This is a genomic window from Methylosinus sp. PW1 (assembly GCF_000745215.1).
In the GTDB taxonomy this organism is placed as follows: domain Bacteria; phylum Pseudomonadota; class Alphaproteobacteria; order Rhizobiales; family Beijerinckiaceae; genus Methylosinus.
Genome location: NZ_JQNK01000002.1, coordinates 538,814 through 562,792, shown reverse-complemented (window position 1 = coordinate 562,792; position 23,979 = coordinate 538,814). Strand labels below are relative to the sequence as shown.

19 protein-coding genes, 1 tRNA gene and 1 riboswitch are annotated in these 23,979 nt (G+C 66.3%); of the genes, 7 read left to right on the top strand and 13 right to left on the bottom strand.

Features of this window, described 5'->3' with window-relative positions; genetic code table 11:
* Nucleotides 1-43 precede the first annotated feature (43 nt).
* Nucleotides 44-2,536, top strand: coding sequence for a TonB-dependent receptor (locus K369_RS03140; RefSeq protein ID WP_036287283.1), 2,493 nt, complete (start codon nt 44-46; stop codon nt 2,534-2,536).
* 74 nt (nt 2,537-2,610) lie between these two features.
* Here K369_RS03140 and K369_RS03135 read toward each other — a convergent pair whose 3' ends face one another.
* Nucleotides 2,611-3,402 carry a DUF2076 domain-containing protein gene (locus K369_RS03135; protein ID WP_036287280.1) on the bottom strand — a complete coding sequence of 264 codons (792 nt, stop codon included), beginning with the start codon at nt 3,400-3,402 and terminating at the stop codon, nt 2,611-2,613.
* A 129-nt stretch (nt 3,403-3,531) separates the two neighbouring features.
* Nucleotides 3,532-4,671 carry a glutamate 5-kinase gene (gene proB, locus K369_RS03130; protein WP_036287277.1) on the bottom strand — a complete coding sequence of 380 codons (1,140 nt, stop codon included), beginning with the start codon at nt 4,669-4,671 and terminating at the stop codon, nt 3,532-3,534.
* A 164-nt stretch (nt 4,672-4,835) separates the two neighbouring features.
* Here proB and K369_RS03125 point away from each other — a divergent pair, with 164 nt between their 5' ends.
* Nucleotides 4,836-5,660, top strand: a complete 825-nt coding sequence (locus K369_RS03125) for an intradiol ring-cleavage dioxygenase (protein ID WP_036287274.1) — start codon at nt 4,836-4,838, stop codon at nt 5,658-5,660.
* 9 nt (nt 5,661-5,669) lie between these two features.
* On the opposite strand, the gene K369_RS03120 is transcribed toward K369_RS03125, so the two are convergent.
* The 5 genes from K369_RS03120 to K369_RS27475 form a co-directional block, all read right to left on the bottom strand.
* Nucleotides 5,670-6,419 (bottom strand): DUF3142 domain-containing protein, encoded by a 750-nt coding sequence (locus tag K369_RS03120; RefSeq protein WP_051948845.1) that lies wholly within the window; start codon nt 6,417-6,419, stop codon nt 5,670-5,672.
* Nucleotides 6,389-8,500 carry a hypothetical protein gene (locus K369_RS03115; protein ID WP_036287267.1) on the bottom strand — a complete coding sequence of 704 codons (2,112 nt, stop codon included), beginning with the start codon at nt 8,498-8,500 and terminating at the stop codon, nt 6,389-6,391. Before K369_RS03115 ends, K369_RS03120 begins: the two co-directional genes overlap by 31 nt.
* A gap of 92 nt (nt 8,501-8,592) precedes the next feature.
* Nucleotides 8,593-8,669, bottom strand: a tRNA-Trp gene (locus K369_RS03110).
* 88 nt (nt 8,670-8,757) lie between these two features.
* Entirely contained in the window at nt 8,758-9,270 is a 513-nt protein-coding gene (pal, locus tag K369_RS03105) for a peptidoglycan-associated lipoprotein Pal (RefSeq protein ID WP_036287264.1), read from the bottom strand.
* 75 nt (nt 9,271-9,345) lie between these two features.
* Nucleotides 9,346-9,717, bottom strand: a complete 372-nt coding sequence (locus K369_RS27475) for a hypothetical protein (RefSeq protein WP_036287261.1) — start codon at nt 9,715-9,717, stop codon at nt 9,346-9,348.
* A gap of 38 nt (nt 9,718-9,755) precedes the next feature.
* Between K369_RS27475 and K369_RS03095 the strand changes: the two genes are divergently transcribed.
* The 3 genes from K369_RS03095 (at nt 9,756) to K369_RS03085 (ending at nt 11,498) form a co-directional block, all read left to right on the top strand.
* On the top strand, nt 9,756-10,220 hold the full coding sequence (locus K369_RS03095) for a hypothetical protein (RefSeq protein WP_051948842.1): 465 nt from the start codon (nt 9,756-9,758) through the stop codon (nt 10,218-10,220).
* A 123-nt stretch (nt 10,221-10,343) separates the two neighbouring features.
* Nucleotides 10,344-10,406, top strand: a riboswitch (Fluoride riboswitch).
* A 61-nt stretch (nt 10,407-10,467) separates the two neighbouring features.
* Complete coding sequence (locus K369_RS03090) at nt 10,468-10,914, top strand: hypothetical protein (RefSeq protein WP_026598630.1); 447 nt, start codon at nt 10,468-10,470, stop codon at nt 10,912-10,914.
* A 134-nt stretch (nt 10,915-11,048) separates the two neighbouring features.
* Complete coding sequence (locus K369_RS03085) at nt 11,049-11,498, top strand: hypothetical protein (RefSeq protein WP_036287258.1); 450 nt, start codon at nt 11,049-11,051, stop codon at nt 11,496-11,498.
* Between the two features lie 10 nt (nt 11,499-11,508).
* On the opposite strand, the gene K369_RS03080 is transcribed toward K369_RS03085, so the two are convergent.
* The 5 genes from K369_RS03080 to K369_RS03060 all read right to left on the bottom strand — a co-directional run bounded on the left by K369_RS03080 (nt 11,509) and on the right by K369_RS03060 (nt 17,265).
* Nucleotides 11,509-12,474: an alpha/beta fold hydrolase gene (locus tag K369_RS03080; RefSeq protein WP_036287255.1), complete on the bottom strand. Its 966-nt coding sequence runs from the start codon at nt 12,472-12,474 to the stop codon at nt 11,509-11,511.
* 95 nt (nt 12,475-12,569) lie between these two features.
* A complete protein-coding gene (locus K369_RS03075) occupies nt 12,570-15,137 on the bottom strand; it encodes a TonB-dependent receptor (RefSeq protein WP_156967649.1) in 2,568 nt (855 codons plus the stop codon).
* Between the two features lie 123 nt (nt 15,138-15,260).
* Nucleotides 15,261-16,196, bottom strand: a complete 936-nt coding sequence (locus K369_RS03070) for a FecR family protein (protein ID WP_036287252.1) — start codon at nt 16,194-16,196, stop codon at nt 15,261-15,263.
* Nucleotides 16,197-16,269: 73 nt separating this feature from the next.
* On the bottom strand, nt 16,270-16,770 hold the full coding sequence (locus K369_RS03065) for an RNA polymerase sigma factor (protein ID WP_036287764.1): 501 nt from the start codon (nt 16,768-16,770) through the stop codon (nt 16,270-16,272).
* Nucleotides 16,771-16,866: 96 nt separating this feature from the next.
* On the bottom strand, nt 16,867-17,265 hold the full coding sequence (locus tag K369_RS03060) for a hypothetical protein (protein ID WP_036287249.1): 399 nt from the start codon (nt 17,263-17,265) through the stop codon (nt 16,867-16,869).
* 233 nt (nt 17,266-17,498) lie between these two features.
* On the opposite strand from K369_RS03060, the gene K369_RS03055 reads away from it, so the two are divergent.
* Nucleotides 17,499-17,966 carry an Hsp20 family protein gene (locus K369_RS03055; protein ID WP_036287246.1) on the top strand — a complete coding sequence of 156 codons (468 nt, stop codon included), beginning with the start codon at nt 17,499-17,501 and terminating at the stop codon, nt 17,964-17,966.
* 64 nt (nt 17,967-18,030) lie between these two features.
* Here K369_RS03055 and K369_RS03050 read toward each other — a convergent pair whose 3' ends face one another.
* Complete coding sequence (locus tag K369_RS03050) at nt 18,031-18,990, bottom strand: hypothetical protein (protein ID WP_156967648.1); 960 nt, start codon at nt 18,988-18,990, stop codon at nt 18,031-18,033.
* A 324-nt stretch (nt 18,991-19,314) separates the two neighbouring features.
* Here K369_RS03050 and gltB point away from each other — a divergent pair, with 324 nt between their 5' ends.
* The gene (gltB, locus tag K369_RS03045) at nt 19,315-23,976 is read left to right on the top strand and encodes a glutamate synthase large subunit (RefSeq protein WP_036287762.1); all 4,662 of its coding nucleotides are present in this window, start codon (nt 19,315-19,317) and stop codon (nt 23,974-23,976) included.
* The last annotated feature ends 3 nt before the right edge of the window (nt 23,977-23,979 follow it).

Sequence of the window (23,979 nt, the reverse complement as noted above, 5' to 3'; positions counted from 1 at the left end):
AATTTCTATCATATTAATATTGTTAAAGGGCGGGAATGACGAAATGCGAACGATCGGCGCCACCAGAAATCTACGGACATGGCTTTGTTCCTCGGCGTCGCCTGCGCCGTTGCTGCTCGGGCCTCTGCTCGCTTTCATGGCTCCTTCCGGCGCTTTCTCGCAGGACGCGCAGATCGAGGATGTGCGGGTCGGCGGCCCGGCGCAGGAGGGGCTGTCGCGGCAGGAGGAGCGCGTCCTGCTGAAGGCGCCGCGCTCGGCGGCGATCATCAATGGAACGCGCGCGACGGAGGAGCATCTCGATCGCCTCTCCGATTTCTCGCAGCTGGCTCCCAACTATCGCCCCAATATCGCCAATCCCCAGACGGGAACGCCGGCCCTGCGCGGCGTCGGCGTCGGCGCCGGAACCGGAAATGGTGCGGAGTCGGAGACGGGATTCATCGTCGACAATGTGTTTTTCAAGAATGTCGGCTTCCAATGGGCCGATTTCGTCGAGCTCGAATCCTTCGAGGTCGGCCTCGGCCCGCAAGGAACGGCGGGCGGCAAGAACACGACTGTCGGCAACATCATCATTCGCACGCAATTGCCGTCCTTCGAGCGCAAGGCCACTCTGGAGACGTCTTTCGCCAATTACAGCCATGTCGTCGAGAAGCTGAATGTCACCGGCCCGATCATCGACGACAAGCTCGCCTATCGCTTGACTGCCTATTTCGACAAGGGCGATGGCTGGATCAACGACAAGGTGACGGGCGCCGGCTATCTCAACAACGACCGCTGGGGAATTCGCGGGCAGCTCTATTATGTCGGCGACGATATCACCGATCGTGTGATCTTCAGCTATGGAACCTCGCACGAATATATCGGCGCGAATCACCATACGGGCGTGATCGGCAATTCCGTTCCGATCTATGCGAACGGCACGGTCGGCGCGTCATTCGCCCAAAACTTGTGGAACCGGCTTCATCTCGTCATGACGACGGTCGATCCTTATTCGCCGGAGTTCACGCACAGCGCCGCCTTCAGCCAGCAGACCGTGAGCGCCTCCAATGAGCTGAACTGGCGTATCGGCGACAATACGCTGACCTCCATCTCGGCCTGGGCCTTCTATGTCGATCATCCCAATTACACCTACAACAACGAGAATGAAGAGCTCGAGCTGACGAGCGGATTCAGCGACCCGCATGTCGCGCAATATTCCCAGGAGCTGCGCCTCGCCTCGCCGAAGGAACAGACGCTGGAATGGCAGTTCGGCCTCTTCACCTTCTATGAGCGAATCTGGTCGTTCAGCCGGACCGATTTCGGCAGCAACGCCGCGCGATGGTTCGGCACGACGACCACGGATCCGCAATTGCTCAATCGCGTCGAGCAGCACACCGATGGCGCGTCACGCACCTTCCAGGCGGCCGCCTACACGCAGGAAACTCTACATGTCGACGATCGCCTCGCGCTGACCTTCGGCCTGCGCGACAGCTATGAGATCAAGGAAGGCTCGGTCTTCGCTTGGGAGAAATATTGGAACACCGCCTACACCATCGCTCAGACCGATACGGCGGTGCGCGGCGGGGGCGGCGGCGGATATTACGACACCGGCGGCCAGACGCGCGCGCGCAACATGCTGACCGGCGTTTTCAACCCGTCCTATAAGGTCGACGACAATATTCTGCTGTTCGGCCTGATCGGCCGCGGCGAGAAGGCGTCGCAGGTCAATGTCTCGGCGAGATCGGTGTGGTCCGGCGCGAATTTTCTCGGCTGGCAGCCGCTCTTCACCAAGCCGGAGCAGAATTGGGATTACGAGATCGGCGTCAAGACCAATTGGCTCGACGAAAAGCTCATCGCCAATTTCAATTTCTATTGGACCGACATCTTCAATTTTCAGTCCAATATGGTCGATACGAGCTTCATTGCGTCCAATGGCCAGCCGCTTCGCCAGACCTATCTCGGCAATGTTCCGCATGTGCGGCTGAGAGGCTTCGAGTTCACGGGCCGGTGGAGCCCGATCGAGCGTCTCTGGCTGCGGTTCAACGGCGCTTACACCGAAGCGCGCTATATCGATTTCGCCAAAGCCGCGCCGCCGTCCGATTGGGTATGGCCGACGCCCAGTCCCGCGCCGGCGGGCTTCCTCACCGCGCCTCTCACTCTATCGCGATCGAACACGCGCTGGGAGCTGCTGCCGAAATGGGCGGTGAATGTCGGCGCCAATTACGAACATCCGCTCGGTGCGATCTTCAAGGATTTCGGCGGCTTCGATCAGCCCGTCACCGCCTTCGGCTATTTCAATCTGGCTTGGCAGGATCGGATGCAGATGACCGATCCACATTCCATCATTCAATATTGGCAGCCGGCCTATTCGCTCATCAACGTCGGCCTCGGCCTGCGCACAGACGACGGCCGCTACAGCTTCCAGCTCTGGAGCAAGAACATCACCGATCAGAGATGGATCAAGACCTGGACCGCGGGCACGCCGACGGCGCCTGCCACCATGCAGATACAGGATTTCCCGAGGACCTTCGGCGGGACGCTGCTGGTCAAGCTCGAATGAGGACGGAGCCGCTATGCGCAAAAACGCGAGCGGCGCGCCTCAACGGCGCGCCGCTCGATTTATCTCGATGGCGATTACACGTCGAAGCCGCCATCCCCGCCGCCGTCGTCGAAGCCGCCGGCGTCCGTGTCGTAATCGGCGCTCTGCACATCGGGGCCGCCGGGGTCGGGGCTGTCATAGCCGGCGTCGGGGTAGGGTTGGCTATTGCCGCCCTGATCGCCGTAATAATTGTTGATGATCGTGTCGCCGCCGCTGCTCGCGTGGTCGAAGCCCGAGCCTATGCCGAGATTGCTCCCGGCTCCGCCGGCGCCGCCATGGAACAGGCCGCGGATCGAGTCGGCGAGCAGCACGCCGCCGGCGACGCCCGCCGCCGTGCCCAGCGCGCCCTTCAGAAAGCCGCCGCCGGGGGCGGCCGCAGCTTGCTGGGGCGGATAGCCTTGCGTGGCGTAGCCGGGAGGCGGGGGCGGAGCATAAGCGGGGCCGCCGGCCGGGGCCGCGCCCCAGGGACCGCCTTGCTGCTGCGGATAGCCGGGCTGCTGGCCATAGCCGGGAGGCGGGGCCGGACGCGGCGGGGGCGGAGCTTGGCGCTGAGCGCCGCCGAACAGACCGCCCAAAAATCCGCTGGACGGCTGCGGACGGCTCTCGAGGTCGCGCACGCGGCCTTCCAGCTCCTGCAGACGTTGATTGGCCGCCTGCAGCGCCTGATCCTGCACCAGAACGGTCTGCGCCAGCAGATAGGGCGCGCCCGGCTGCGACTTCAGCTGCTCGGCGATGAAACTCTCCGCCTCCTGATCGCGCTGAGCGCCGGCGGCGCTGCGCGTACGCTCGAACAAACCGGCGAGCAGTTGGCGTTCTTCGGGTGACATAGGTCTCTCCCAGTTGGAACCAGCCCTCTTCGCGGGCGTGGCGCCCGTGATATGGGAGCGCGATTTCGCTCTGCCAAGGTCTGCCGCTACGTTCCCGCCCATGTTTTACGGGGCCGCGAACGCCCCGAGTCAGTCGCCGGCGAGCGCCATGTCGTCGCGGTGGATGATCTCGTCCGGGCCTTTGAAGCCGAGCAGCCCCTCTATGTCGCGGGACGAGCGGCCAATGATGCGGGCGGCGTCCAGCGCGTCGTAAGTCACCAGGCCGCGGCCGATTTCGCCGCCCGAAGGATTGCGGATCACGACGCAATCGCCGCGCGCGAAGCCGCCTTCCAGCGCGGTGACGCCGGCCGGCAGCAGGCTCTTGCCGGAGAAGAGCGCGCGCGCCGCGCCTTCGTCCACATGCACGACGCCCTTGGGCTCGAGCGAGCCGGCGATCCATTTTTTTCGCGCCGTCACCGGCGAGGAGGGGGTGAGGAACCAGCTGCAAGGCCCGCCTGCGGCGATTCGCGAGAGCGGCGCCTCCACGCGTCCGTCGGCGATGACCATATGGGCGCCGCCCGTGGTCGCGATCTTGGCCGCCTCGATTTTGGTGCGCATTCCGCCGCGGGAGAATTGCGAGGCCGCGCCGCCGGCCATCGCCTCCACCTCGGCCGTGACCCGTGGCACCACCTCGAGCAGCTTCGCATTCGGATCGCTCGCCGGCGGAGCGGTGTAGAGCCCATCCACATCGGAGAGCAGCACCAGAAGATCGGCGCTCGCCATCGTCGCGACGCGCGCGGCGAGGCGGTCGTTGTCGCCGTAGCGAATCTCGGAAGTCGCGACCGTGTCGTTCTCATTGATGACCGGCACGGCGCGCAGCGCCAGCAGCCGGGTCAGGCATTCGCGGGCGTAGAGATAGCGGCGGCGCTCCTCCGTATCACCGAAGGTGACGAGAATCTGCCCGGCGGTGACGCCGAGCTCGCCGAGCGTCTCGGCCCAGATGCGGGCGAGGGCGATCTGCCCGACGGCCGCGGACGCCTGGCTGTCCTCCAGCGGCAGCGCGCCGGAGGGCAGGCCGAGCACGCTGCGTCCCAGCGCCACCGCGCCCGAGGAGACGACGAGAACGTCGGCGCCGCGACGGTGCAGAGCGGCGATGTCCGCGGCGAGCCGCGCGAGCCACTCGCGCTTCACCTTCGCCTCGCGCGGATCGACGAGCAGCGAGGAGCCGACCTTGACGACGATGCGGCGGAAGGAATCGAGGGAGGGACGTTTCACGGGCGATCGGCTCATTCGAGATGCGGGACGGTGGGACTTATAGCCCGTCTGCGCGGAAAGCCCACCCCGCGCCGCATGGCGAGAAGAAACGGGACCGAAACGCGCGAGAGATTTTCCGCCGCGCATCCGACACCGGGCCGTTTCATTCTGCGCGCTCTGACGAAGACCAAGGAAATTCCATGCCTGACAAAATTGCTTTGACGCGACGCGGCCTCGTGGCTGTTGCGCTCGCCGGCTCGGCGACCGCGGTCCTGCCGGATCCCGCCGCTCCCGAGCCTGCCCCCGGGCCGCTGACGGCGCCGGCGGAAGAGGGGCCATTCTATCTCGATCTCGATCTCCAGCGTGCGGACATAGCCGAAGGGCTCGCCGGCGTGCCGCTGGACATCGCCTTCGCGGTCCAGGACGAGACCGGCGCGCCGCTGCCGGGCGCCCGAATCGATGTTTGGCATTGCGATGCGCAGGGGCGCTATTCCGGCTTCCCCGGCCAGGGCGAGGACGGGCGGCTCGATCTCTCGGGCAAGACCTTTCTGCGCGGAAGCCAGATCGCGGGGGCGGACGGACGCGCGCGCTTTTCCAGCGTCTATCCGGGCTGGTATCCCGGCCGCACCACGCATATTCATTTCAAGATCATCGATGGCGGAACGGCGCGTCTCACCTCGCAGATTTTCCTGCCGGATGCGCTGAGCGAATTCCTCTACGCCAATCTCGGCGATTATGCGCGCGGGCGGCTGCGCGACACGCTGAACTCGACCGACGGCATAGCGCTCGCCGCCGGCGAGACGACGCGTGGCGAGCTGCGCGAGGCGGCCGGCCGCTATGTCGTGTCGCTGCGCGCGCGGATCGACCGCAAGACGGTGCGCGCCGTGCCGACGCCGCCCTTCATGCCGCCGCGCGGCGATCGTTTCGCCGGACCGCCGCCGGGGGGATTTCCGCCCGGTGGCCCGCCGCGCCGTCCGGCGCCGCAAGGGGCGGAGCGTCTGCGCGGGCTGCTTCCCAAGGCGTGAGCCGATCGCTCATGGCGCAGCGCGATTGCGCAGGAACACCACATAGCCGAGAAAATTCGGCCGCGTCGCCAGCGCGGCCGGAGGCGCCCATCGCGCCCCTTCGGCGAGGCCGAGCCGGAAGGGAATGCGAAGCCGCGAGAGCCGCGCCAGATAGGCGTCGATATTCTCGACCGTCTGCGCGCCTTTGTAGGTCTGGAAGACCAGCTCGTCGACGCTTCCCGAAAGCGCGTTCAAATCCTCGGGCGAGGCCCGCGACGCCCAATCCATGAGGCCGGTCACGCCGAGCGCGCAGCCTCGAGGCAGCTCCCGCCGCAGCGCGCGCAGGAAGGCGGCGTAACTCTGCAAGCCGCGCGTCGCCGCGTCGAAATCGATCTGCACGCCGGCGACGCCGCCCGGCTGCGCGCGCCAGGCGTCCAGCCGGCGGCGAATCTGGGCGACGATCTCCGGCGGCCAATCGAGGCTGCGGACGCGATAGGCGAGCCAGAGAGCGGCCGTGTGCGGGCCGGGCTCGACCCCGCCTTGCGCCTTCATGCGGATGAAGCCGTCGCGATCCGGCCCGATCTCGCCCGAATGGAGATAGATGGTTTTCGCCGTGGCGAGCTCGGCGCGCCTTTTGACGCCGGCCCAGAGCCAGAAGGCGTCATGATCCGCCGCCTGCACCAGCGGCTCGCCGATCGCCGGAAAGGCGCAGAGCAACGCGCAGAGCGCGAGGAGAAGAGCCCGCGCTCTCACCAGTAATATTGCAGCCCGCGCGCCCATTGCGTCGCGCCATAGCGTGATTTCAGCGTTTGAAACCAGGTCTTTCGTTGCGTCTTGTCGACATCCTTGCCGCCGCAATCATTGCTGCCCGCCGGGGCGTAGCAGTTGATGGCGCGATAGAGCGCATAGGCTCGGTCGGCGTCCTTGGTGGCCGGATCGGCGATCAGCCGCTGATAGACATCGCCCCGCGAGAAAGGCTCGCCGGGGAAGATGGCTTTGGCGCCGCCCAGCTCGTCCGCCGCCGGACGCCATGCGTCGAAACGGGCGAAACCGGAGTGACGGACAAAATCGCCGAGGCAGAGCTGCCCATGCGCGGAGCGCGGATCGGCGGCGAGCTCCGCCACCACCGCCTTGGGCGCTGGGCATTTATAGGGCTCATTGGCGGGCGAGGAGAGGAAGATCGCCGATTTGGGGAGATCGGACACTTCCGGCGCCTCGGCGTCGTCCTTCGCGAGGCCTTCGGCCGTAAAATCGCGCAGGAAATTCGCATATTGGCCGCGCGTCGCCTCCTTGTAGAGCAGGAGGAAGCGGGCGAGCTTGCGCTCCTCCGCGCTCGCCTGCGGATCGGCCACGGCCATGCGCAGCAGGATCGGCCCGGCCGTGTGGCGCAGCAGAATCGCGCGAATGCGCGGCGAGGAGAGCCGCGTCTCCGGCAGGAAGACCTTGTTCGCCATGCCGGCGCGCTCATAGCTCAGGGCGAGGCCCAGCTCGACCGCCTCTTTCCACAAGGGATTGGAGACGGTTCCGCGCAGCTTCGCCCAATGCTCGATCGCCTGGGGATATTGGCCAGAGGCCATCAGCGCCTGGCCGCGCAAGGTCTCGCGGCTGAAAGCGAGATAGGAGCGCGGCGCCGCGATGGGAGCGCCGAGCGCTTGCAGCGTCGCCGCGAAATCGGCGTCGGCGTAATAGGCGCGCGCAGCTTTCAGAAAGCCGAAGAGATCCTCGCGTCCGGCGAAGGCCTGCGCCTGCGCGTCCAGCTCCGCGGCTGCGAGATGCGTCTCCTTGCCGTCGGAGCGCAGCTTCATCAAATCCTGCGTCGCCAGCAGGAGCGGCTCGCGGCTCGCATGGTCTTTGGCGGTTGTCAGATATTTGGCGTCGATCTCCTGCGCCAGATCGACGCCGTCGAGACCGACCTTGGCGCCGCTCCCCTGCGCGATCTGCCGGCCATATTCGGCGGCGAGGCGCTCGTCATCCGCCGCCAGCCAATAGACGCGCCGCAACAGTCCCTGCGCCGAGGCGGCGTAGCGCCCCGTGGAATAGGATTTCAGATAGGTCTGAAAGGCGGCCTGAGCCGCGGTGAGCGTCGCGCGATCGGTCACATTGGGCGTCGCGGTCGCGTCGAAATCGGCGAAGGCGCCGATTTGCGCCTTGTTGAGCAGAGCGCGGGCGGTCATGTAGCGCGCCGCCTCGCGCAGCCAGGCGTTGCGCGCCGAGTCGAGCTTGCCGAAGCGCTCCAGCGCGCGATCGAAATCGCCTTCGTAGAAAGCGTCGGCGCCGATCAGATAGGACGCGAACTCCTGCCCGGCGGCCGAGGGCGCGACTTGCGCGAGCGCTTTTTGCGCGGCCGCGTCGGCTTTCTCATTGCGGCAGGAGGGAGCGATCTTGTCCCGCGCCGCCGTCAGCGCACGGCGCTCTTCGGCGGAAAGCGCGGGCTCCGCCTCGACCGCGGCCGTGAAGGCGGCCCGGCCGGAGTCGAGCGAGACGCAGCGCGTTCCCTCGCCATCGGCGAAAGCGCTCGCGGCCTCGTCCTTGCGGTCGCGCGCCGCCGCGCCTTTCCGGCAGGCGTCGGTGAAATCGGGCCGAAAGAACAGCACAGAAGAATAGAAGTCGAGCTTCTCCTCGCCCTTTGAAATCGCCTCGTCCTTCGGCCGCAGCGCCGGATCGGCGTCGATCATCAGAAAGAGGAGATTGAGACGTGTGTCATTGCCCGGATCGAGGAAGGGCATGCCATTCTGCTCGGCATAGCTCTTTTGATCGAGCGCCCAGCGTCCGGGCGTCGGATCGCCGCCGCCACAGGCGCGCGCCGTCCCGGCGGAAATCAGAAATGCGAGAATGGCGGCGCCGGCGAGCATGGAACGCATCGAAACATCCCGATCACGAAATGCACATCGATATCGCGCTTCGCCGAAAGCCCGGCTGCGCGATCTTTGTTGGGCTGAATTTTGGGAGGAGCTGGCAGGAGTGGAGGGACTCGAACCCCCAACCCCCGGTTTTGGAGACCGGTGCTCTAGCCGATTGAGCTACACTCCTGCGGTGACGGCGCGCCGTCGGGGCTCTCAATGCCGCATCGCGGCCGAGGATGCAAGCGCCGGGGAGGGGCCTCGGCGCATTTTGCGGGTCAAGAATTGCCGCCCGACAGCACGGTGACGGCGCGGCGGTTCTGCGACCAGCAGGAAATATCGTCGCAGACCGCGACCGGACGCTCCTTGCCATAGCTGATCGTGCGGATGCGGCCGGCGGAGAGGCCGCGCGAGGCGAGGTAGTTCTTCACCACCTCGGCGCGGCGGGCGCCGAGCGCGAAATTATATTCGCGCGTGCCGCGCTCGTCCGCATGGCCCTCCACGGTGAAGGAATAGCGGCCGTAGCGCTGCAGCCAGTCGGACTGCTTGTCGAGCGTCGCCTGCGCGGTGGGCGTCAGCTCGCTCGAATCGGTCTCGAAATAGACGCGGTCGCCGACATTGACGACGAAATCCTGCGGGCTTCCGGGGGCGGCGTAGCCGCCACGTCCATTGGCCCCGCCGGCGAGCGCTGCGTTCTCGTCCTCGGCGTTTTTGGCGCAGGCGCCGAGCGAGACGGCCGCCAGAACGGCGACGGCGAAGCGCAGGGCGCGCGCGGCGGAAAGCAATGCCATTTCCTCTAAGCTCCTCTGACGACGGGTCTCTGCTGTCGCCAGTCCTATCTGCGCAGGGGTTAAGCGAAGGTTCCGTCAACCTTGACGAAAGCTTTGCGCGCCTCGATGCGGCGCGCGAAAGCGCGGTAAGGTTAACGTGAGCTTGATCGTCGACGCGGTCCGTGGCGGCAGTGAGGCGAAAAGGCGGCGCGAAAGGCGATGCGCCTTGTCCCACAGGGAATTGCGTATGGGGAATGCGGGGGCTGGACCGCCGCCCGGATCATTGTTAGCACTTTCTTCATCATGAGGCGGAGGGTGCTGGAGACGATGCGCGATCTGAAACGCTCCGCCCTTCGCTTTTTCGGGCCGTTCTGCGCGGCGATCGGCGCGCTGATGCTCGCCGGCTGCGTCGATACGGCGGTCGAGATCGGCCATCCGCGGGCCGAGCAGCTCGCCCAGCGGCAGCATCCGGCGCCGCGGCCCGGCGTCAGCCCCATGGCGCGCCCGTGGCGCTCATCAGCCTGGAAGGCGCGCCGGAGGATGCGCTGGCGCGCTTCCGTCCGGCCTTCGCCCGCGCGACGGAGAGCCGAGACATCGCCGCTTCCGAGGAGCCGGCGGCCGCCTATCGCCTGCGCGGCTATCTCACCGCCTATGCGAGCGCGGAAGGGGCGACGCGCTTCGCCTATGTCTTCGATGTCTTCGACCGCAATGGACGACGCGCCCGCCGCCTCACCGACGAAGTGGCCGTCACCGGCGCCGGCGATCCCTGGACGCTGCTCGACGATCGCGCGTTGGCCGCGGTCGCGGCGCGGGGCGCCGACGAGCTCGCCGCCTTTCTCTCCGATACGCCGGAGGCCATAGCCGCCGCGGCGGGCGCCGAATCGGGCGTGACGATCGCCGCCGCGACGCGGGGCGAGCCGACCGCCGCGCCGACTGCCGCCAGGCCGTTGGGCTTCGCCGAAATCAAGTGAGGCGGTGTCTGCTGGGCCGATAAGTGGCGCCGAGGCTTTCACCAGACTTTCATCCAGGCGCATTGACGACCCGACCAGGCTTATGTATCGAATTAGCTACATAAGGCCGCGAGGGCGATAGCCCGCGCGCCAGGGGATGGGGTGCCCCCTACAACCGCCGAAGAGGCTGATGACTCCTGCTCGATGCCGATGATCGGAAGATCATCGAACAAGGGCGCTTGCGCGCTCGCAATGCAGGAGGAAGCAGATGAATCAGGATCTCTCGGTTTTCGTCACCCCTTTCGCTCTCGTCATCGGATGCGCGCTGATCGCCGCCGGCGGGCTCTACTTCATCGAGATTCAATTTCTGAAGTCGCGCGTCCAGGCGATCGCGGCGCTCGTCGCGGGCTCAATCGTTCTCGCCGCGCTCGAGGTGGTGCTCGCCGGCAGCAGCGTCTCCTTCTTCAAGGCGCAGCAGGTGCAGACTTCCGCCTGTGAGCTCGAGGGCGAGTCGGCGCATCCAGAGGCGCGCCTCGGCGTGGATGTCAATGTCATCCACAAGCATATTCTCGGCTGCATGCAGGAGGCCGGCTATGAATGGGCTCCCGCGCATCGCAATTGCAAGGATGCGCCGGTCGCAACCAATGCCTATTGCTATCTGCCGGCCACCGGCTTCGAGCGCGCGATCACCGCGTTTCAGCTGAGATTCGAATAGCCCGACCGCGGCGGCGAGTCTAAGCTCGCCGCTCGCCTCGTGCGGGGCGCTTGCCGGTTGGAGGGCTTGCTCCATTTGACCTCGAGACTGAGGGGAAGGCGGCGCCCCGTCGGGAACAGACGGGAGACGTGCCGATGAATGAGGATATCGCCGCCTTCGTGGCTCCGCTGACGCTCATGCTCGGCGGCGGATTGCTGGCGCTGGGCGCTCTGTCCTTCATCGGCATCGATTATTTCGACAGCAAGTTCAAGGCGCGCGTCGCTTTCGCCGTCGGTCTCGCCTTTATCGTCGCCACCGAATTCGTCTTCGTCACCGGCAGCAGCAGCGGACGCTATTTCGCCGGGCTGAAGATCGACGTCACCGATTGCGAGCTCGACGGCGAGAGCAAGCTCCCGGAGGAGCGGCACAAGAACAGCCGAGTATTGCACGATCATATCGTCGCCTGCATGGAGCGGCTCGGCTATGAATGGAACGCCGAGCACGAGCACTGCAAGGAGGCGAAGATCGCCACCAACTCCTTCTGCTATCTGCCGACGCGGCCGGTGGCGCGGGCGATCGTGCGCTTTCAGACCGCCTTCGAGTGATCGGAAGCGCTCAGGCGCTGTCCACCGCCTCGCCGGGAACGAAAGCGTCGAAGGCCGCCCAGAACTGCTCGCGCAATTCGTCGCGCTCCATCAGCAATTCGTGACGCGCGCCGGGAACCTCTATCAGGCTCGCGACCGGCAGCCGCTGAGCGAATCGCTCGATCGCGCGGGAGGAAATGATGCGGTCGCGCCCGCAGAGAAAGGCCATCACCGGCGAGCGCACGGCGCGGGCGTATTCGGGCGCGGCGAACTGCTTCATCAGCCGAAAGGCGGCGTTGACCCAGCCGACCGTTGGATCCCCTATGGCGAGATGCGGCGCGGCGCGCACGATGTCGGCGTTGCGGGAGAAGCGCGCGGGATCGGAGGTCAGACGATTGCCCTCGAAGGGCAGCTCCTCCAGCGATTTCGGTCCGCCGCCCGGCACATACATGGCGCCGAGCCCGAACATGTCGAGCGTGTCGGCGATGGCGCGCGCGCCGATCGGAAAGCGCAGCCCTTCGAAATCGACCATTGGCGCGGCGACGATGACGCGATCGAAAGGCGAGCGCGCCGAATGGACGCGATCGAGCAATATGGCGCCGCCCATGGAATGCGCCAGCGCATGCCAGGGGGAGGGGCATTCGAGCGCCAGGACGTCGGTGATGAAGGCGTCGAGATCGCGCTGATAGAGCGCGAAATCATCGACATGGCCCTTGCGCGGATCGGAAAGGTCGCGCTCCGAGCCGCCCTGTCCGCGCCAATCCAGCGTCACCACATGAAGGTCGCGGGCGAGCAGATCATTGATCGTCTCGAAATATTTTTCGATGAACTCGGCCCGGCCCTGAAACAGCGCCACTGTGCCGATCGCCCCACGCGGCGGCGCGAAGCTCGCCGCGCGCAGGCTGCGTCCGTCCGCCGTGCGAATGGCGTAGACCTTCGCATTGGGCGGCACGGGATTGTCGGGCGTTCCGATGAGCTGCGATTCGGTGAGCGGCATGTCGGGCGATCCTGCTGCGGCGGGAACGAAAGGCGCTGCCCGCGCCTCTCGCCCCGTCTATCGCATGTCTCGCCCGGCCGCGCAAAAGGCGAAGCTCAGAACTTCACCGTCAGCCCCGCATAATAGGAGCGGCCTTGTCCCGGCACGGCGCCGAAGACGCTCGTCTTCTTGTAATCGGCGTAGTCGAAGCCGCCGAGCGGCGAATAGTAGCGAACGTCGGCGATATTGGTGACGCCGAGATCGATGCGGAATGCGTCCCATTCATAGGCGGTGCGCAGATTGACGAGGCCATAGGAGGGCGTCTTCAGCTCGTTGCGCGCTGTGCTCACATGCGTCTTGCTGTCGACCAGCTGCAGCTCGACGGCGCTGCTCCAGCCGCCGAGCTTGTGCTCGAGAGCGAAGCGGGCGTTGAGCGGCATGATGTGATAGAGCCCGTCGCCGCGATCGAGATTCTCGCCATAGACATAGCCGATGACGCCGGAGAGCGTGAAGCTGCCGACATCGGGCGCCTCATAGAGCTTGCCGCGGCCGGAGAGATCGAAGCCATAGAGCTCGGCCTTGTGATTGCGGAACTGCAGAATGGGAAACCAGCGTCCATTCTTGTCGCTGAAGCCGCCGATGCGATCGGCGTCGATGAAATTCTCGACATAGCTGAAATAGGGCGTCGCTTTCACCTCCCAATCATGGGCGACGGGATCGCGCCAAGCGGCCGTGAAGCTCACTGTATGCGCGACCTCGGGCTTCAGATCGAGATTGCCGACATAGCCATTGGCGTCGCCGAACCAGCCGATCATGCTGCTCGCCATGCCGCCGACGCCGAACACATAGCGCTCATAGAGATTGGGCGAGCGTGTCTTGCGCGAATAGCCGAGCTCATATGTGCTCGTCTCGTCGGCCTGGTAGCGGACGAGCGCGGTCATGTCGAAATTCACGTCGGTGCGCGCATGGCTGCGGGCGTTGAAGAAACGCGCCGCCGTCGCGTCTGGATTGGCCATGCCCATGCCCATGCCCATCATACCCATCATGCCCATGGGGACGGGATTGCGCGGATCATAGGCGCTGGCGTCGCCCGTGCTCATCCATACGATATCATTGCGCACGCCGAGCGATGTCGTCCATTGCGGCGACCATTTCGCCTCCCATTCCGCGAATGTGCCGATGCGGTCGCGCTGGCCGCCATTGATGTTCCAATAGGTCCCCGGACCCATCATCATGCTGCCGATGATCGGCGGCCACCAGTCGTTCAGATGATAGCCGTGGAACTCGTTGCCGATGCGCAGAAGATTGGAAGAGTCGAGCGGAATATCCGCCTTGACCAGATATCCATAGTCCGTGCCGGAAGCGTCCATCGGCATGTTGGCGGGCTGCTTGTCGTAGAGAAAGCCCATCTTATGCGCCGTATGATGCCAGAAGGCGCGCGCCTCGAGCTTGCCCCATTCGAACGCGCCCTCATAGCCGGCGTCGACCGAATAGCCGCGATTATAGATCATATCCATGCGCTGATTGACGAAGCCCTGATAGGGAATGTTCTGGTATCCGCCGCGCAGCGTGAAGAGATGTCCGTCGTTCTGATAGGCGAGAGTCGCCGAATGATTTTCGGAGATGAAGCCGGTGGAGAGGACCTTCGGTCCATTGTCGCCGGCGTGATAATCGGAGCCGCGCGTGTAGCCGCCATTGTAGAGCAGGCTGAAATGCTCGGTGGCGACATTGGCCGTGCCGGAGACTCCGAAGCTGCTGTTGGAGCTGCGGAAGAAGCCCGAGATCGATCCCGAGGCGAGAACGCCGGGCGCGACCGATGGAACGAGGCCGGGCGCCGAGGCGACGCGCGGATTGGCGAAGATCGGCGGCTTGGGCGTCACTGATATCGTGCCTGCGATCGAATCGCCGCCCTTGCTCACCGGCGTCACGCCGGAGAGCACCTCGATCTTTCCGACATTGTTCGGATCGATATAAGAGAGCGGCGGATTCATGTGATTGGCGCAGGCCGAGGTGATCTCGACGCCGCCGAGCAAAATCTTGATGCGATCGTCGGCGAGGCCGCGCAGCGTCGGCAGGCGCGACACGCCGCCCGCCTCGTAGAGGTCGACGCCCGGCGCCGAATAGAGCAGTTGCGCCGTGTCGCTGGCGTTGGCGCGCTGCGTATCCAGCGCTTCGCCGCTGATCTCTGTCGCGCCGATCGGCGTGAAGGGGCCGTCGGCGTGGCGCGCTGCGGCGCGGAGCGCGCGCGCGCGCTCCGCCGCCACGTCGATCGGCGGCAAGGGAACCGCTCCGGCGTCATTGCGCGTGGTCTCGTTCTGCGCGAGCACGATGGCGACGCTGCGTCCGTCGCGCGTGAGGCGATAGCCTATGCCCGTGCCGGCGAGCAGACGATCGAGCGCGTCTTCCAGCGTGAAGGCGCCGGTGAGGCCGTGTGTCGTCAGATCGCGCGTCAGCCGCGATTTATAGACGAGCTGCGCGCCGGTGGCGTCGGCGAGGCGATTGAGCGCGGCGGCGATGGAGCCCGCCGGAATCTCATAGCTGCGCACTGCGGCGGCGAGCTCCGCCTCCGGCATTGCGACATGCGCGACGGCCGGCTCTTGTCCGAAGACGAGAGCGCTCAGCGCCGTCGCTATGGCCGTCGCGCCCATGTTTCTATTCTCGAGACGAAAAAATCGCCGCTGCATCCGCCCTTCTCCGAGTTTTTATCGGGAACGAAAACGTCCCTCTATGAACTCTGACGAATGGAGCGCGCGAACACGCACGTCCGTGCGACGAAAAAATGCGGGCGCATGGTGCGGCTTTCTGTCTCATCCGCGCAGCGCCACGAGATAATCGCCGATGTGAATCGCATCGAGCGCGAGCGAAGCCTCGATCGCGCGCAAAGCGCCGATCGGATCGGCGGCGTCGAACACGCCGGTGACGCGCAGCCGCCGCGTGGAATCGCTCGCCACGATGATGTAGCCGCGGTGATAGCGTGAGAGAATATCGACGACTTCGCCGAGCGGACGATCGACGAAGATGAGCTTGCCGCGTCGCCAGGCGGTGGCGTCCGGCACGGCGACGGGGATGGGCGCGCTCGTCGGCGTCGCTGGGCCGAAGTCGCATTGGCGTCCTTCCTCGACGATCGTCTTCTCGCCATGGCTTGCGACAGCGACCTTATGCTCGGCGACCGTCACGCGGGCGCCGTCATTCTCGAGCGCGATATCGAAAGAGGTGCCGAGCGCCGTCACCGATCCGCCCGCCGCCGTGACGACAAAGGGCCGCGCGGCGTCCGGCGCGACATCGAAAAACGCTTCGCCTTCGAGCAGCGTGAGCGCGCGCTCGCCGGCGGCGTAATGGACGGCGATGGCAGATTTTCCGCCGAGCTGGATCTTGGAGCCGTCCGCGAGCGCGACCATGCGCGTCTCACCGGCGGCGGTGCGGAAATCGGCGCTCCAGAGCAGGCGCAGCGTGTCGAAGCTCGCCACGGCGGCCAATGTCGCGGCCAGCGCGACGGCGTAAGCCATGCGTCGCCGCCGCCGCGCCGCCATCGCGTCGATACGGCGCGGCTTCAGCGCTTTCACCTCGCCGCAGAGCGCGCAAATATAGGCGAAGGCCGCGGCGTTGGCCCGATCGGCGATCCAGGCCTCGAAGGCTGCGATCTCGGCGCTCGACATGTCGCCGGCGTCGCGCCGCACCCACCAGGCGACGGCGGAGTCCTGCGAGGCGCTCTCCTGCGGCGCGGGATATTCGTGGGCGGCCATAGATCGAAACTCGCTCCTCACACATACAGACGAACGACGGCCGGAATCGCGGATGCCTCGCCCGGGAATTTTTCTACTGCACCGCGCTTCGGCAGCGCTTAATGGCGATGCGCAAATGCCGGTCCACCATATTGCGGGAAATGCCGAGCCGCCGCGCGATCTCGTCCTGCGGGACGTCGTGATGCATGCGCAGCACGAAGACCTCGCGACATTTGGGCGGCAGCGTCTCGATCGCCGCCGTGAGGTTCTGCGCGCGGCGGCCGGCTTCCAAAGCCTCGTCGGCGGAGGGCTCGTCCGAGGGCGCGTCATAACTTTCCGGATCGGCGACGAAGAGCTTGCTCTCGAGCTTGCGCCGGCGCGAAAAATCCATCGCCAGATTGACCGCGGTGCGGCGCAGATAGGCGGGCGGATCGGCGATCTCCTCGGTCATGTCTCTATGCATGACGCGCAGAAACGCCTCCTGGACGATGTCCGGGGCGTGATCGGGACCGACCCGCCGCGTCAGCAGCCGCGTCAGGTCGCGTTGGGTGCGCGCGAAGAGCTCGCGCAAAATCGAAAATCTCGTGTCGGGCATCGGCGCCATCCGTCGCGGCGTCGCCCGGGCGCGGGGGCGTCCGGTGCGTCGATCGGCGTATCGAAACGGCGGCCGCGATCGCGGCGCGCCGCGCGATCAGGCGAGGGGAGGGGCGCGGGACGACCAGGAGCTGGCCCAGCCGACGGGTCCGTGCTGCGGCGGCGCTGTCGAGGCGTAGGCGACGAAGGCGAAAGCGACCGGCGCCGCGAGGACCGGCTCCTGGGACGGCGGTTCGGCGAGGCTCGGCAGATCGCGGCCGGAGACGCAGAGAATGCAGCAGGGCGCATGATCGCGCTCTGCCGGCGGCGCGCCGTCTCTGTGCGGCTCGCAATAGGCGGAGGCCGAGACGCCGCCCGCCAAAGGCGCGTCATGCGCTCGGACCAGCGAGGCGGCGACGAAAGCCTGGAGCGCGAAAAGGCAAAGCGCCAGCGCCGAGACGAACGCGCGTCTCGCCGCGGAGACGTCCGACCAGCGCCGTGACCTCAGCTTCGCCATGAGTGAAACTAGCGCCGGGAAATTTCCGCGGTCAATGCGATCGTCGCGCTCGCGGCGAAAACTCGGGGCCTGTCACAAAATTGCGACACCCGCGCCGGCGCCTCTTGCAGGCCGCAAAAGGCGCTCCCACATGGAATTCAGCGCGGGCCGTAGCGGACGCGCTTCTTCCCCGGCGCGAGCGGGGACGAGCATCCCGATCGCGCTTCCACTGTCGCTTCTAGGAGGACAATGACATGCGTCACTTCGATCTTTCCCCCCTCTATCGCTCGACCGTCGGCTTCGATCGTCTCTTCTCGTTGCTCGACCAGGGGCCGGGCGCGGAGACGGCGCCGACCTATCCGCCTTATAATATCGAGCGCACCGGCGAGAACGACTATCGCGTCACCTTGGCCGTCGCCGGCTTCGCGCGCGAGGATATCTCCATCGAGACGCGCGAGAACACGCTGACCATCAAGGGCGCGAAAGATCCGCAGCCCGAGACCGGCGGCGTCAAGCGCGAGATGCTGCATCAAGGCATCGCCGCCCGCGCCTTCGAGCGCCGCTTCCAGCTCGCCGACCATGTCGTCGTGACCGGAGCGACCCTCGCCAACGGCTTGCTGCATGTCGATCTGGTCCGCCAGATTCCCGAGGCGCAGAAGCCGCGCCGCATCGAGATCGGCGGCGGCGTTCCGGCGCAGACGATCGACGCCAAAGCCGCCTGACCGCAGGCCGCATCCCTCGCTTGCAAAAAATCGAGGCGTCCCGAGAGGGACGCCTCTTTTTCGTTCAGCCGCCCGGAGTCGGCTGGGCTTGCTCGCCCGCGGGCGGCGCCTTGGATTGCTCCGCCGAGACCGGATTGGCGGGAGCCGCAGGGGCGGGCGGCGGCGCGGCCGGCGTCGCTGGAACAATGATTTGAGGCGCCGGCGCCGCCTGCTGATGGCCGACGGCGGCAGGTTCTGGCGCCGCCGCATGCGGCGGCTCGGGAGCAGCTTGGACCGGCGCGGCGGGGGCGGCGGCTGGCGCAGGGGCCAGCGCCGGAGCCGCGCCTTGCGGCGGGGTCGGCCCGGATTGCTGCTGCGCGGGCGCCTTGCGCTCGGCGGCCGGCTTCGCGGAATGGGGAGCCGTCGGACGAAGCTGCGGAGCGGCGGCGCGCGCCGGCGGCTTGGTCGCCTCGGAGGGCGGCGAATGGGGCGGGCGCTGCGTCTCGGCGTTCTCCGGCCGGACGGCGGCCACGCCATTGGGCGCATGGGCGCGCGAAGGCGCCTCCACGCGTCGCGCCGGACGGCGGGGCTCGCCGCCGAGGCCGGGCACGACCAGAGGGTCTTCCGCGGCGCCGGCGCGCGGCGCGTCATAGGGTTCCGGCCCTGGCGGTCCGCGATAGGCGGCGGGCGGCGCTTCGACGAAGCCCGGTCTGACTTCCTCCGGCCCGATGCGCCAGGACCGCAAAATCTCGCCCTCATAGGGGTCGATCAGAAAGCGCCGATAATGGCCGCGGCGATCGACGCCGGTCGCCACCACCTGATCGCCGCGCCGGCCGAGCCCGCCGACGAGACGAAATCCCTCCTCGCCCAAAATGCCGGCGATCGCGCGAGGCGTGGCGTTGGGCGCGGGCTCCGGGATCGGCTGGTGAAAGGCGTAGCCGAACGGACGAAAGAAGAAATCCGCCGCGGCCGGCGTCGGCGCCGCCATCGGCGCGAGGCTCGCCATCGCGAGCAAGAGCTTCGGCCGCAGTCTCGATAGCGTCATGAACCGCTCCACATCCATCTCATCGTCTGGCCCCGTCTCGATTGCCGAGCTTGGGCGACCATTGCGGCGAGCTTTGGACGCAAGCGGCGCGCGCCGGCGACGGAATGCGCCGGGAATTCGGTTTTGTAGCGGCAGATTGCTTGTGCGGGGGACGCAAATCTGGCAACAATATTTCCCGCCGATATGTCAGCCATGCTGACCATTCTGCGCCAATGTCGCTCGCGGCACCCTGCGAGCGACGCTATGATTTCGACGACCAAGGACGGGGGAGCGGGCGCGGCGATCGGGCCGGGCGGCCCCCGGACTCGCCCGGGAGACGCCGCCATGACCGCGATCGACGCCAGAGACCCCCTCCTGCCGCAGGCTCAGGGCCTCTACGATCCGTCCAAGGAGCACGACTCCTGCGGCGTCGGCTTCGTCGCCAATCTGCACAACGCCAAGAGCCACGAGATCGTCGAGATGGGTCTGCAGATCCTGCTCAATCTCGATCATCGCGGCGCCGTGGGCGCGGACCCCAAGCTCGGCGACGGCTGCGGCATTCTCGTGCAGATTCCGCACCAGTTCTTCAAGGACGAATGCGCGAAGCTCGGCTTCGCCCTGCCGGAGCCCGGCCATTACGCCATCGGCCAGTTCTTCCTTTCGCGCGATGACGCCGAGCGCGCCAAGGCGAAGGAATTCATCGAGGCCGCCGCCGCCGCCCAGGGCCTCGTCGTGCTCGGCTGGCGCGACACGCCGGTCGATTCGAGCGACCTCGGCGCGGCGGTGAAGGCGGTCGAGCCGGTTCACGGGCAGGTCTTCATCGGCCGCGGCCCCTCTGTGACCGACGACGTCGATTTCGACCGCCGCCTCTATCTCGCGCGCAAGACCGCCTCCAATGAAATCTATGCGCGTGGGCCGGCGGCGCGCGAGCATTATTCGGTTTCCGTGTCCTCGCAGACGATCGTCTACAAGGGCATGGTGCTGGTCTCGCAGCTCGGCGAATATTTCCTCGATCTGAAAGACCCGCGCTTCATCAGCGCCATCGCGCTCGTGCATCAGCGCTTCGCGACGAACACTTTCCCGTCCTGGCGCCTCGCGCACCCTTACCGCTTCGTCGCGCATAATGGCGAGATCAACACGCTGCGCGGCAATCTCAACTGGATGGCCGCACGTCAGGCTTCTGTCGCCTCGCCGTTGTTCGGCAATGACATCGAAAAGCTGTGGCCGATCTCCTATGAGGGGCAGTCGGACACCGCCTGCTTCGACAATGCGCTCGAGTTTCTCGTGCAGGGCGGCTATTCCCTCGCCCATGCGGTGATGATGCTGATCCCGGAGGCCTGGTCCGGCAATCCGCTGATGGATAACGACCGCAAGGCCTTCTACGAATATCACGCCGCGCTGATGGAGCCCTGGGACGGCCCCGCCGCCATGGCCTTCACCGACGGCCGTCAGATCGGCGCGACGCTGGACCGCAACGGCCTGCGCCCGGCGCGCTATCTCGTGACCGAGGACGGGCTCGTCGTCATGGCCTCCGAGATGGGCGTGCTGCCGATTCCGCAGGACAAGATCGTGCAGAAGTGGCGCCTGCAGCCGGGCAAGATGCTGCTCGTCGATCTCGAGCAGGGACGCATCGTTTCCGACGACGAGATCAAGAAGGAGCTCGCCTCCTCGCATCCCTATAAGCAATGGCTCGAGCGCACGCAGATCGTGCTCGAGGATTTGAAGCCCGTCGAGCCGCGCGCCTCGCGCGCCGATGTGTCATTGCTCGATCGCCAGCAGGCCTTCGGCTATTCGCAGGAGGAGCTCGATCTCCTGCTCTTCCCCATGGCCGTCACCGGCCAGGAGGCGGTCGGCTCCATGGGCACGGATACGCCGATCTCGGCGCTCTCCGACAAGCCGAAGCTGATCTACACCTATTTCAAGCAGAACTTCGCGCAAGTCACCAATCCGCCGATCGATCCGATCCGCGAGGAATTGGTGATGAGCCTCGTCTCCTTCATCGGCCCGCGCCCGAACATCCTCGATCACGAGGGCTCGGCGAAACGCAAGCGGCTCGAGGTGCGCCAGCCGATCCTCACCAATGAGGATCTCGAGAAGATCCGCTGCATCGGCCATATCGAGGACAGCTTCGACACCAAGACGCTGGACATCACTTATGACGCCGCGACCGGCGCCGCCGGCCTGCGCGAGGCGCTGAACCGGCTCGGCGAGCGCGCCGAGAAGGCGGTGAACGGCGGCTATAACATCATCATCCTCTCCGACCGCATGGTGGGGCCGGATCGCATTCCGATTCCGGCGCTGCTCGCCACGGCGGCCGTGCATCATCACCTCATTCGCCGCGGATTGCGCACCTCGGTCGGTCTCGTGCTCGAGACGGGCGAAGCGCGCGAGGTGCATCATTTCGCTCTGCTCGCCGGCTATGGCGCGGAGGCGATCAATCCTTATCTCGCCTTCGAGACGCTCGAGGCTTCGACGGCGGAATTCCCCTCCGACGTCGATGGGCCGACGGCGATCAAGCGCTTCATCAAGGCGGTCGACAAGGGCCTGCTGAAGGTCATGTCCAAGATGGGCATCTCGACCTACCAGTCCTATTGTGGCGGGCAGATCTTCGACGCCGTGGGCCTCGCGCAGAGCTTCATCGACGAATTCTTCTGCGGCACCACGACGCGCGTCGAGGGCGTCGGCCTCGATGAGATCGCGGCCGAGACGGTGCGCCGTCACAAGGACGCTTTCGGCGACGTCGCCATCTATCGCGACGCGCTGGATGTCGGCGGCGATTACGCCTTCCGCATTCGCGGCGAGGCGCACAGCTGGACGCCGCATACGGTGTCGCTGCTGCAGCATGCCGTGCGCGCCAATGCGCAGGACAAATATCGCGCCTTCGCGCAGCATTTGAACGCGCAGGACGACAAGCTGCTCAATCTGCGCGGCCTGTTCCGCGTCAAGACGGCGGAGGAGGATGGACGCGCGCCCGTGCCGCTCGACGAGGTCGAGCCCGCGAGCGAGATCGTCAAGCGCTTCTCCACCGGCGCCATGTCCTTCGGCTCCATCTCGCGCGAGGCGCATACGACTCTCGCCATTGCGATGAACCGCATCGGCGGCAAGTCCAACACGGGCGAAGGCGGCGAGGAGCCGGAGCGCTTCAAGCCGCTGCCCAATGGCGACAGCGCGCGCTCGGCGATCAAGCAGGTCGCTTCTGGACGTTTCGGCGTGACGGCGGAATATCTCGTCAATTCCGACATGATCCAGATCAAGATGGCGCAGGGCGCAAAGCCCGGCGAAGGCGGCCAGCTGCCCGGCGACAAGGTCGATGCGGTGATCGCCAAAGTGCGCCATTCGACGCCGGGCGTCGGCCTCATCTCGCCGCCGCCGCATCACGATATTTATTCGATCGAGGATTTGGCGCAGCTGATCTTCGATTTGAAGAATGTGAATCCGCGCGCCGACGTCTCGGTGAAGCTCGTCTCCGAGGTCGGCGTCGGCACGGTCGCCGCCGGCGTCTCCAAGGGCCGCGCCGATCATGTGACCATCTCCGGCTATGATGGCGGGACGGGCGCCTCGCCGCTCACCTCCATCAAGCACGCGGGCAGCCCGTGGGAGATCGGCCTCGCCGAGACGCATCAGACGCTGGTGCTGAACAATCTCCGCGCGCGCATCGCTGTGCAGGTCGACGGCGGCTTGCGCACGGGCCGCGACGTCATCGTCGGCGCGCTGCTCGGCGCGGACGAGTTCGGCTTCGCGACGGCGCCGCTGATCGCGGCGGGCTGCGTGATGATGCGCAAATGCCATCTCAACACTTGCCCCGTGGGCGTCGCGACGCAGGACCCTGTGCTGCGCAAGCGCTTCGTCGGCCAGCCCGAGCATGTCATCAACTTCTTCTTCTTCGTCGCCGAGGAAGTGCGCGAGCTGATGGCGCAAATGGGCTATCGCCACTTCGACGAGCTGATCGGCCAGATGCAGATGCTCGACAAGGAGAAGGCGCTCGCCCATTGGAAGGCGAAGGGACTCGACTTCTCCAAGCTGTTCCACAAGCCGGCGGGCGAGGGCGCCGCGATCCGTCACAGCCTCACGCAGGATCACGGCCTCGACAAGGTGCTCGACAACAAGCTCATCGAGGCGGCGCGCGCCTCGATCGACCGCGGCGCGAAGACCTCCATCGAGACGGCGATCCGCAATGTCGATCGCTCGACCGGCGCCATGCTGTCGGGCGAGGTCGCGCGCGTCTACGGGCTCGCCGGCCTGCCGGAGGACACGATCGACATTCGCGCCGCCGGCACAGCGGGACAGAGCTTCGGCGCCTTTCTCGCGCGCGGCGTGACGCTGCGTCTCGAGGGCGAGGCGAACGACTATGTCGGCAAGGGACTCTCGGGCGGCAAGGTCGTCGTCTATCCTTCGCGCGAGGCCAAGCAGATCGTACCGGAGAAGTCGATCATCGTCGGCAACACCGTGCTCTATGGCGCCGTGGGCGGCGAGGCCTATCTGCGCGGCGTCGCCGGCGAGCGTTTCGCCGTGCGCAACTCCGGCGCCTATGCGGTCGTCGAGGGCGTCGGCGACCATGGCTGCGAATATATGACCGGCGGCGTCGTCGTCGTGCTGGGGCCGACAGGCCGCAATTTCGCGGCCGGCATGTCGGGCGGCGTGGCCTATGTGCTGGATGAGGATGGCGGCTTCGCCGAGCGCTGCAATCTCTCCATGGTCGATCTCGAGCCGGTGCGCGACGAGGAGACCGCGATGACGCAGGCCTATCATCAGAGCGGCGATCTCGAGCAGCATGGCCGCGTCGATGTGATGAGCGACATGACGCGCTTCGACGCCGAGCGCCTGAAGCATCTCATCTCCAATCATCTGCGCTACACGGGCTCGACGCGCGCGCGCGCCATCCTCGACGATTGGGAGGGCTATAAGCCGAAGTTCCGCAAGGTGATGCCGGTGGAATATCGCCGCGCGCTCACCGAGCTTCTGGCGCGCAGCCAGAGCGGCGAGAAGCTGAAGGCGGCCGGCGAGTGAGGC

Coding starts and splice junctions, on each gene's coding strand:
- K369_RS03135 (WP_036287280.1), bottom strand. CDS start 3,402: ATGTCACCCGAAGAACGCCAACTGCTCGCCGGTTTGTTCGAGCGTACG.
- K369_RS03120 (WP_051948845.1), bottom strand. CDS start 6,419: ATGGGCGCGCGGGCTGCAATATTACTGGTGAGAGCGCGGGCTCTTCTC.
- K369_RS03140 (WP_036287283.1), top strand. CDS start 44: ATGCGAACGATCGGCGCCACCAGAAATCTACGGACATGGCTTTGTTCC.
- K369_RS03050 (WP_156967648.1), bottom strand. CDS start 18,990: ATGACGCTATCGAGACTGCGGCCGAAGCTCTTGCTCGCGATGGCGAGC.
- K369_RS03075 (WP_156967649.1), bottom strand. CDS start 15,137: ATGCAGCGGCGATTTTTTCGTCTCGAGAATAGAAACATGGGCGCGACG.
- pal (WP_036287264.1), bottom strand. CDS start 9,270: ATGGCATTGCTTTCCGCCGCGCGCGCCCTGCGCTTCGCCGTCGCCGTT.
- K369_RS27475 (WP_036287261.1), bottom strand. CDS start 9,717: ATGCTGCCGCTGGGCGAGCTGCTCGGCCCGCGGATGGCCGATCTCGAC.
- K369_RS03060 (WP_036287249.1), bottom strand. CDS start 17,265: ATGGCGAAGCTGAGGTCACGGCGCTGGTCGGACGTCTCCGCGGCGAGA.
- K369_RS03125 (WP_036287274.1), top strand. CDS start 4,836: ATGCCTGACAAAATTGCTTTGACGCGACGCGGCCTCGTGGCTGTTGCG.
- proB (WP_036287277.1), bottom strand. CDS start 4,671: ATGAGCCGATCGCCCGTGAAACGTCCCTCCCTCGATTCCTTCCGCCGC.
- K369_RS03085 (WP_036287258.1), top strand. CDS start 11,049: ATGAATGAGGATATCGCCGCCTTCGTGGCTCCGCTGACGCTCATGCTC.
- K369_RS03065 (WP_036287764.1), bottom strand. CDS start 16,770: ATGCCCGACACGAGATTTTCGATTTTGCGCGAGCTCTTCGCGCGCACC.
- K369_RS03090 (WP_026598630.1), top strand. CDS start 10,468: ATGAATCAGGATCTCTCGGTTTTCGTCACCCCTTTCGCTCTCGTCATC.
- K369_RS03070 (WP_036287252.1), bottom strand. CDS start 16,196: ATGGCCGCCCACGAATATCCCGCGCCGCAGGAGAGCGCCTCGCAGGAC.
- K369_RS03080 (WP_036287255.1), bottom strand. CDS start 12,474: ATGCCGCTCACCGAATCGCAGCTCATCGGAACGCCCGACAATCCCGTG.
- K369_RS03115 (WP_036287267.1), bottom strand. CDS start 8,500: ATGCGTTCCATGCTCGCCGGCGCCGCCATTCTCGCATTTCTGATTTCC.
- gltB (WP_036287762.1), top strand. CDS start 19,315: ATGACCGCGATCGACGCCAGAGACCCCCTCCTGCCGCAGGCTCAGGGC.
- K369_RS03055 (WP_036287246.1), top strand. CDS start 17,499: ATGCGTCACTTCGATCTTTCCCCCCTCTATCGCTCGACCGTCGGCTTC.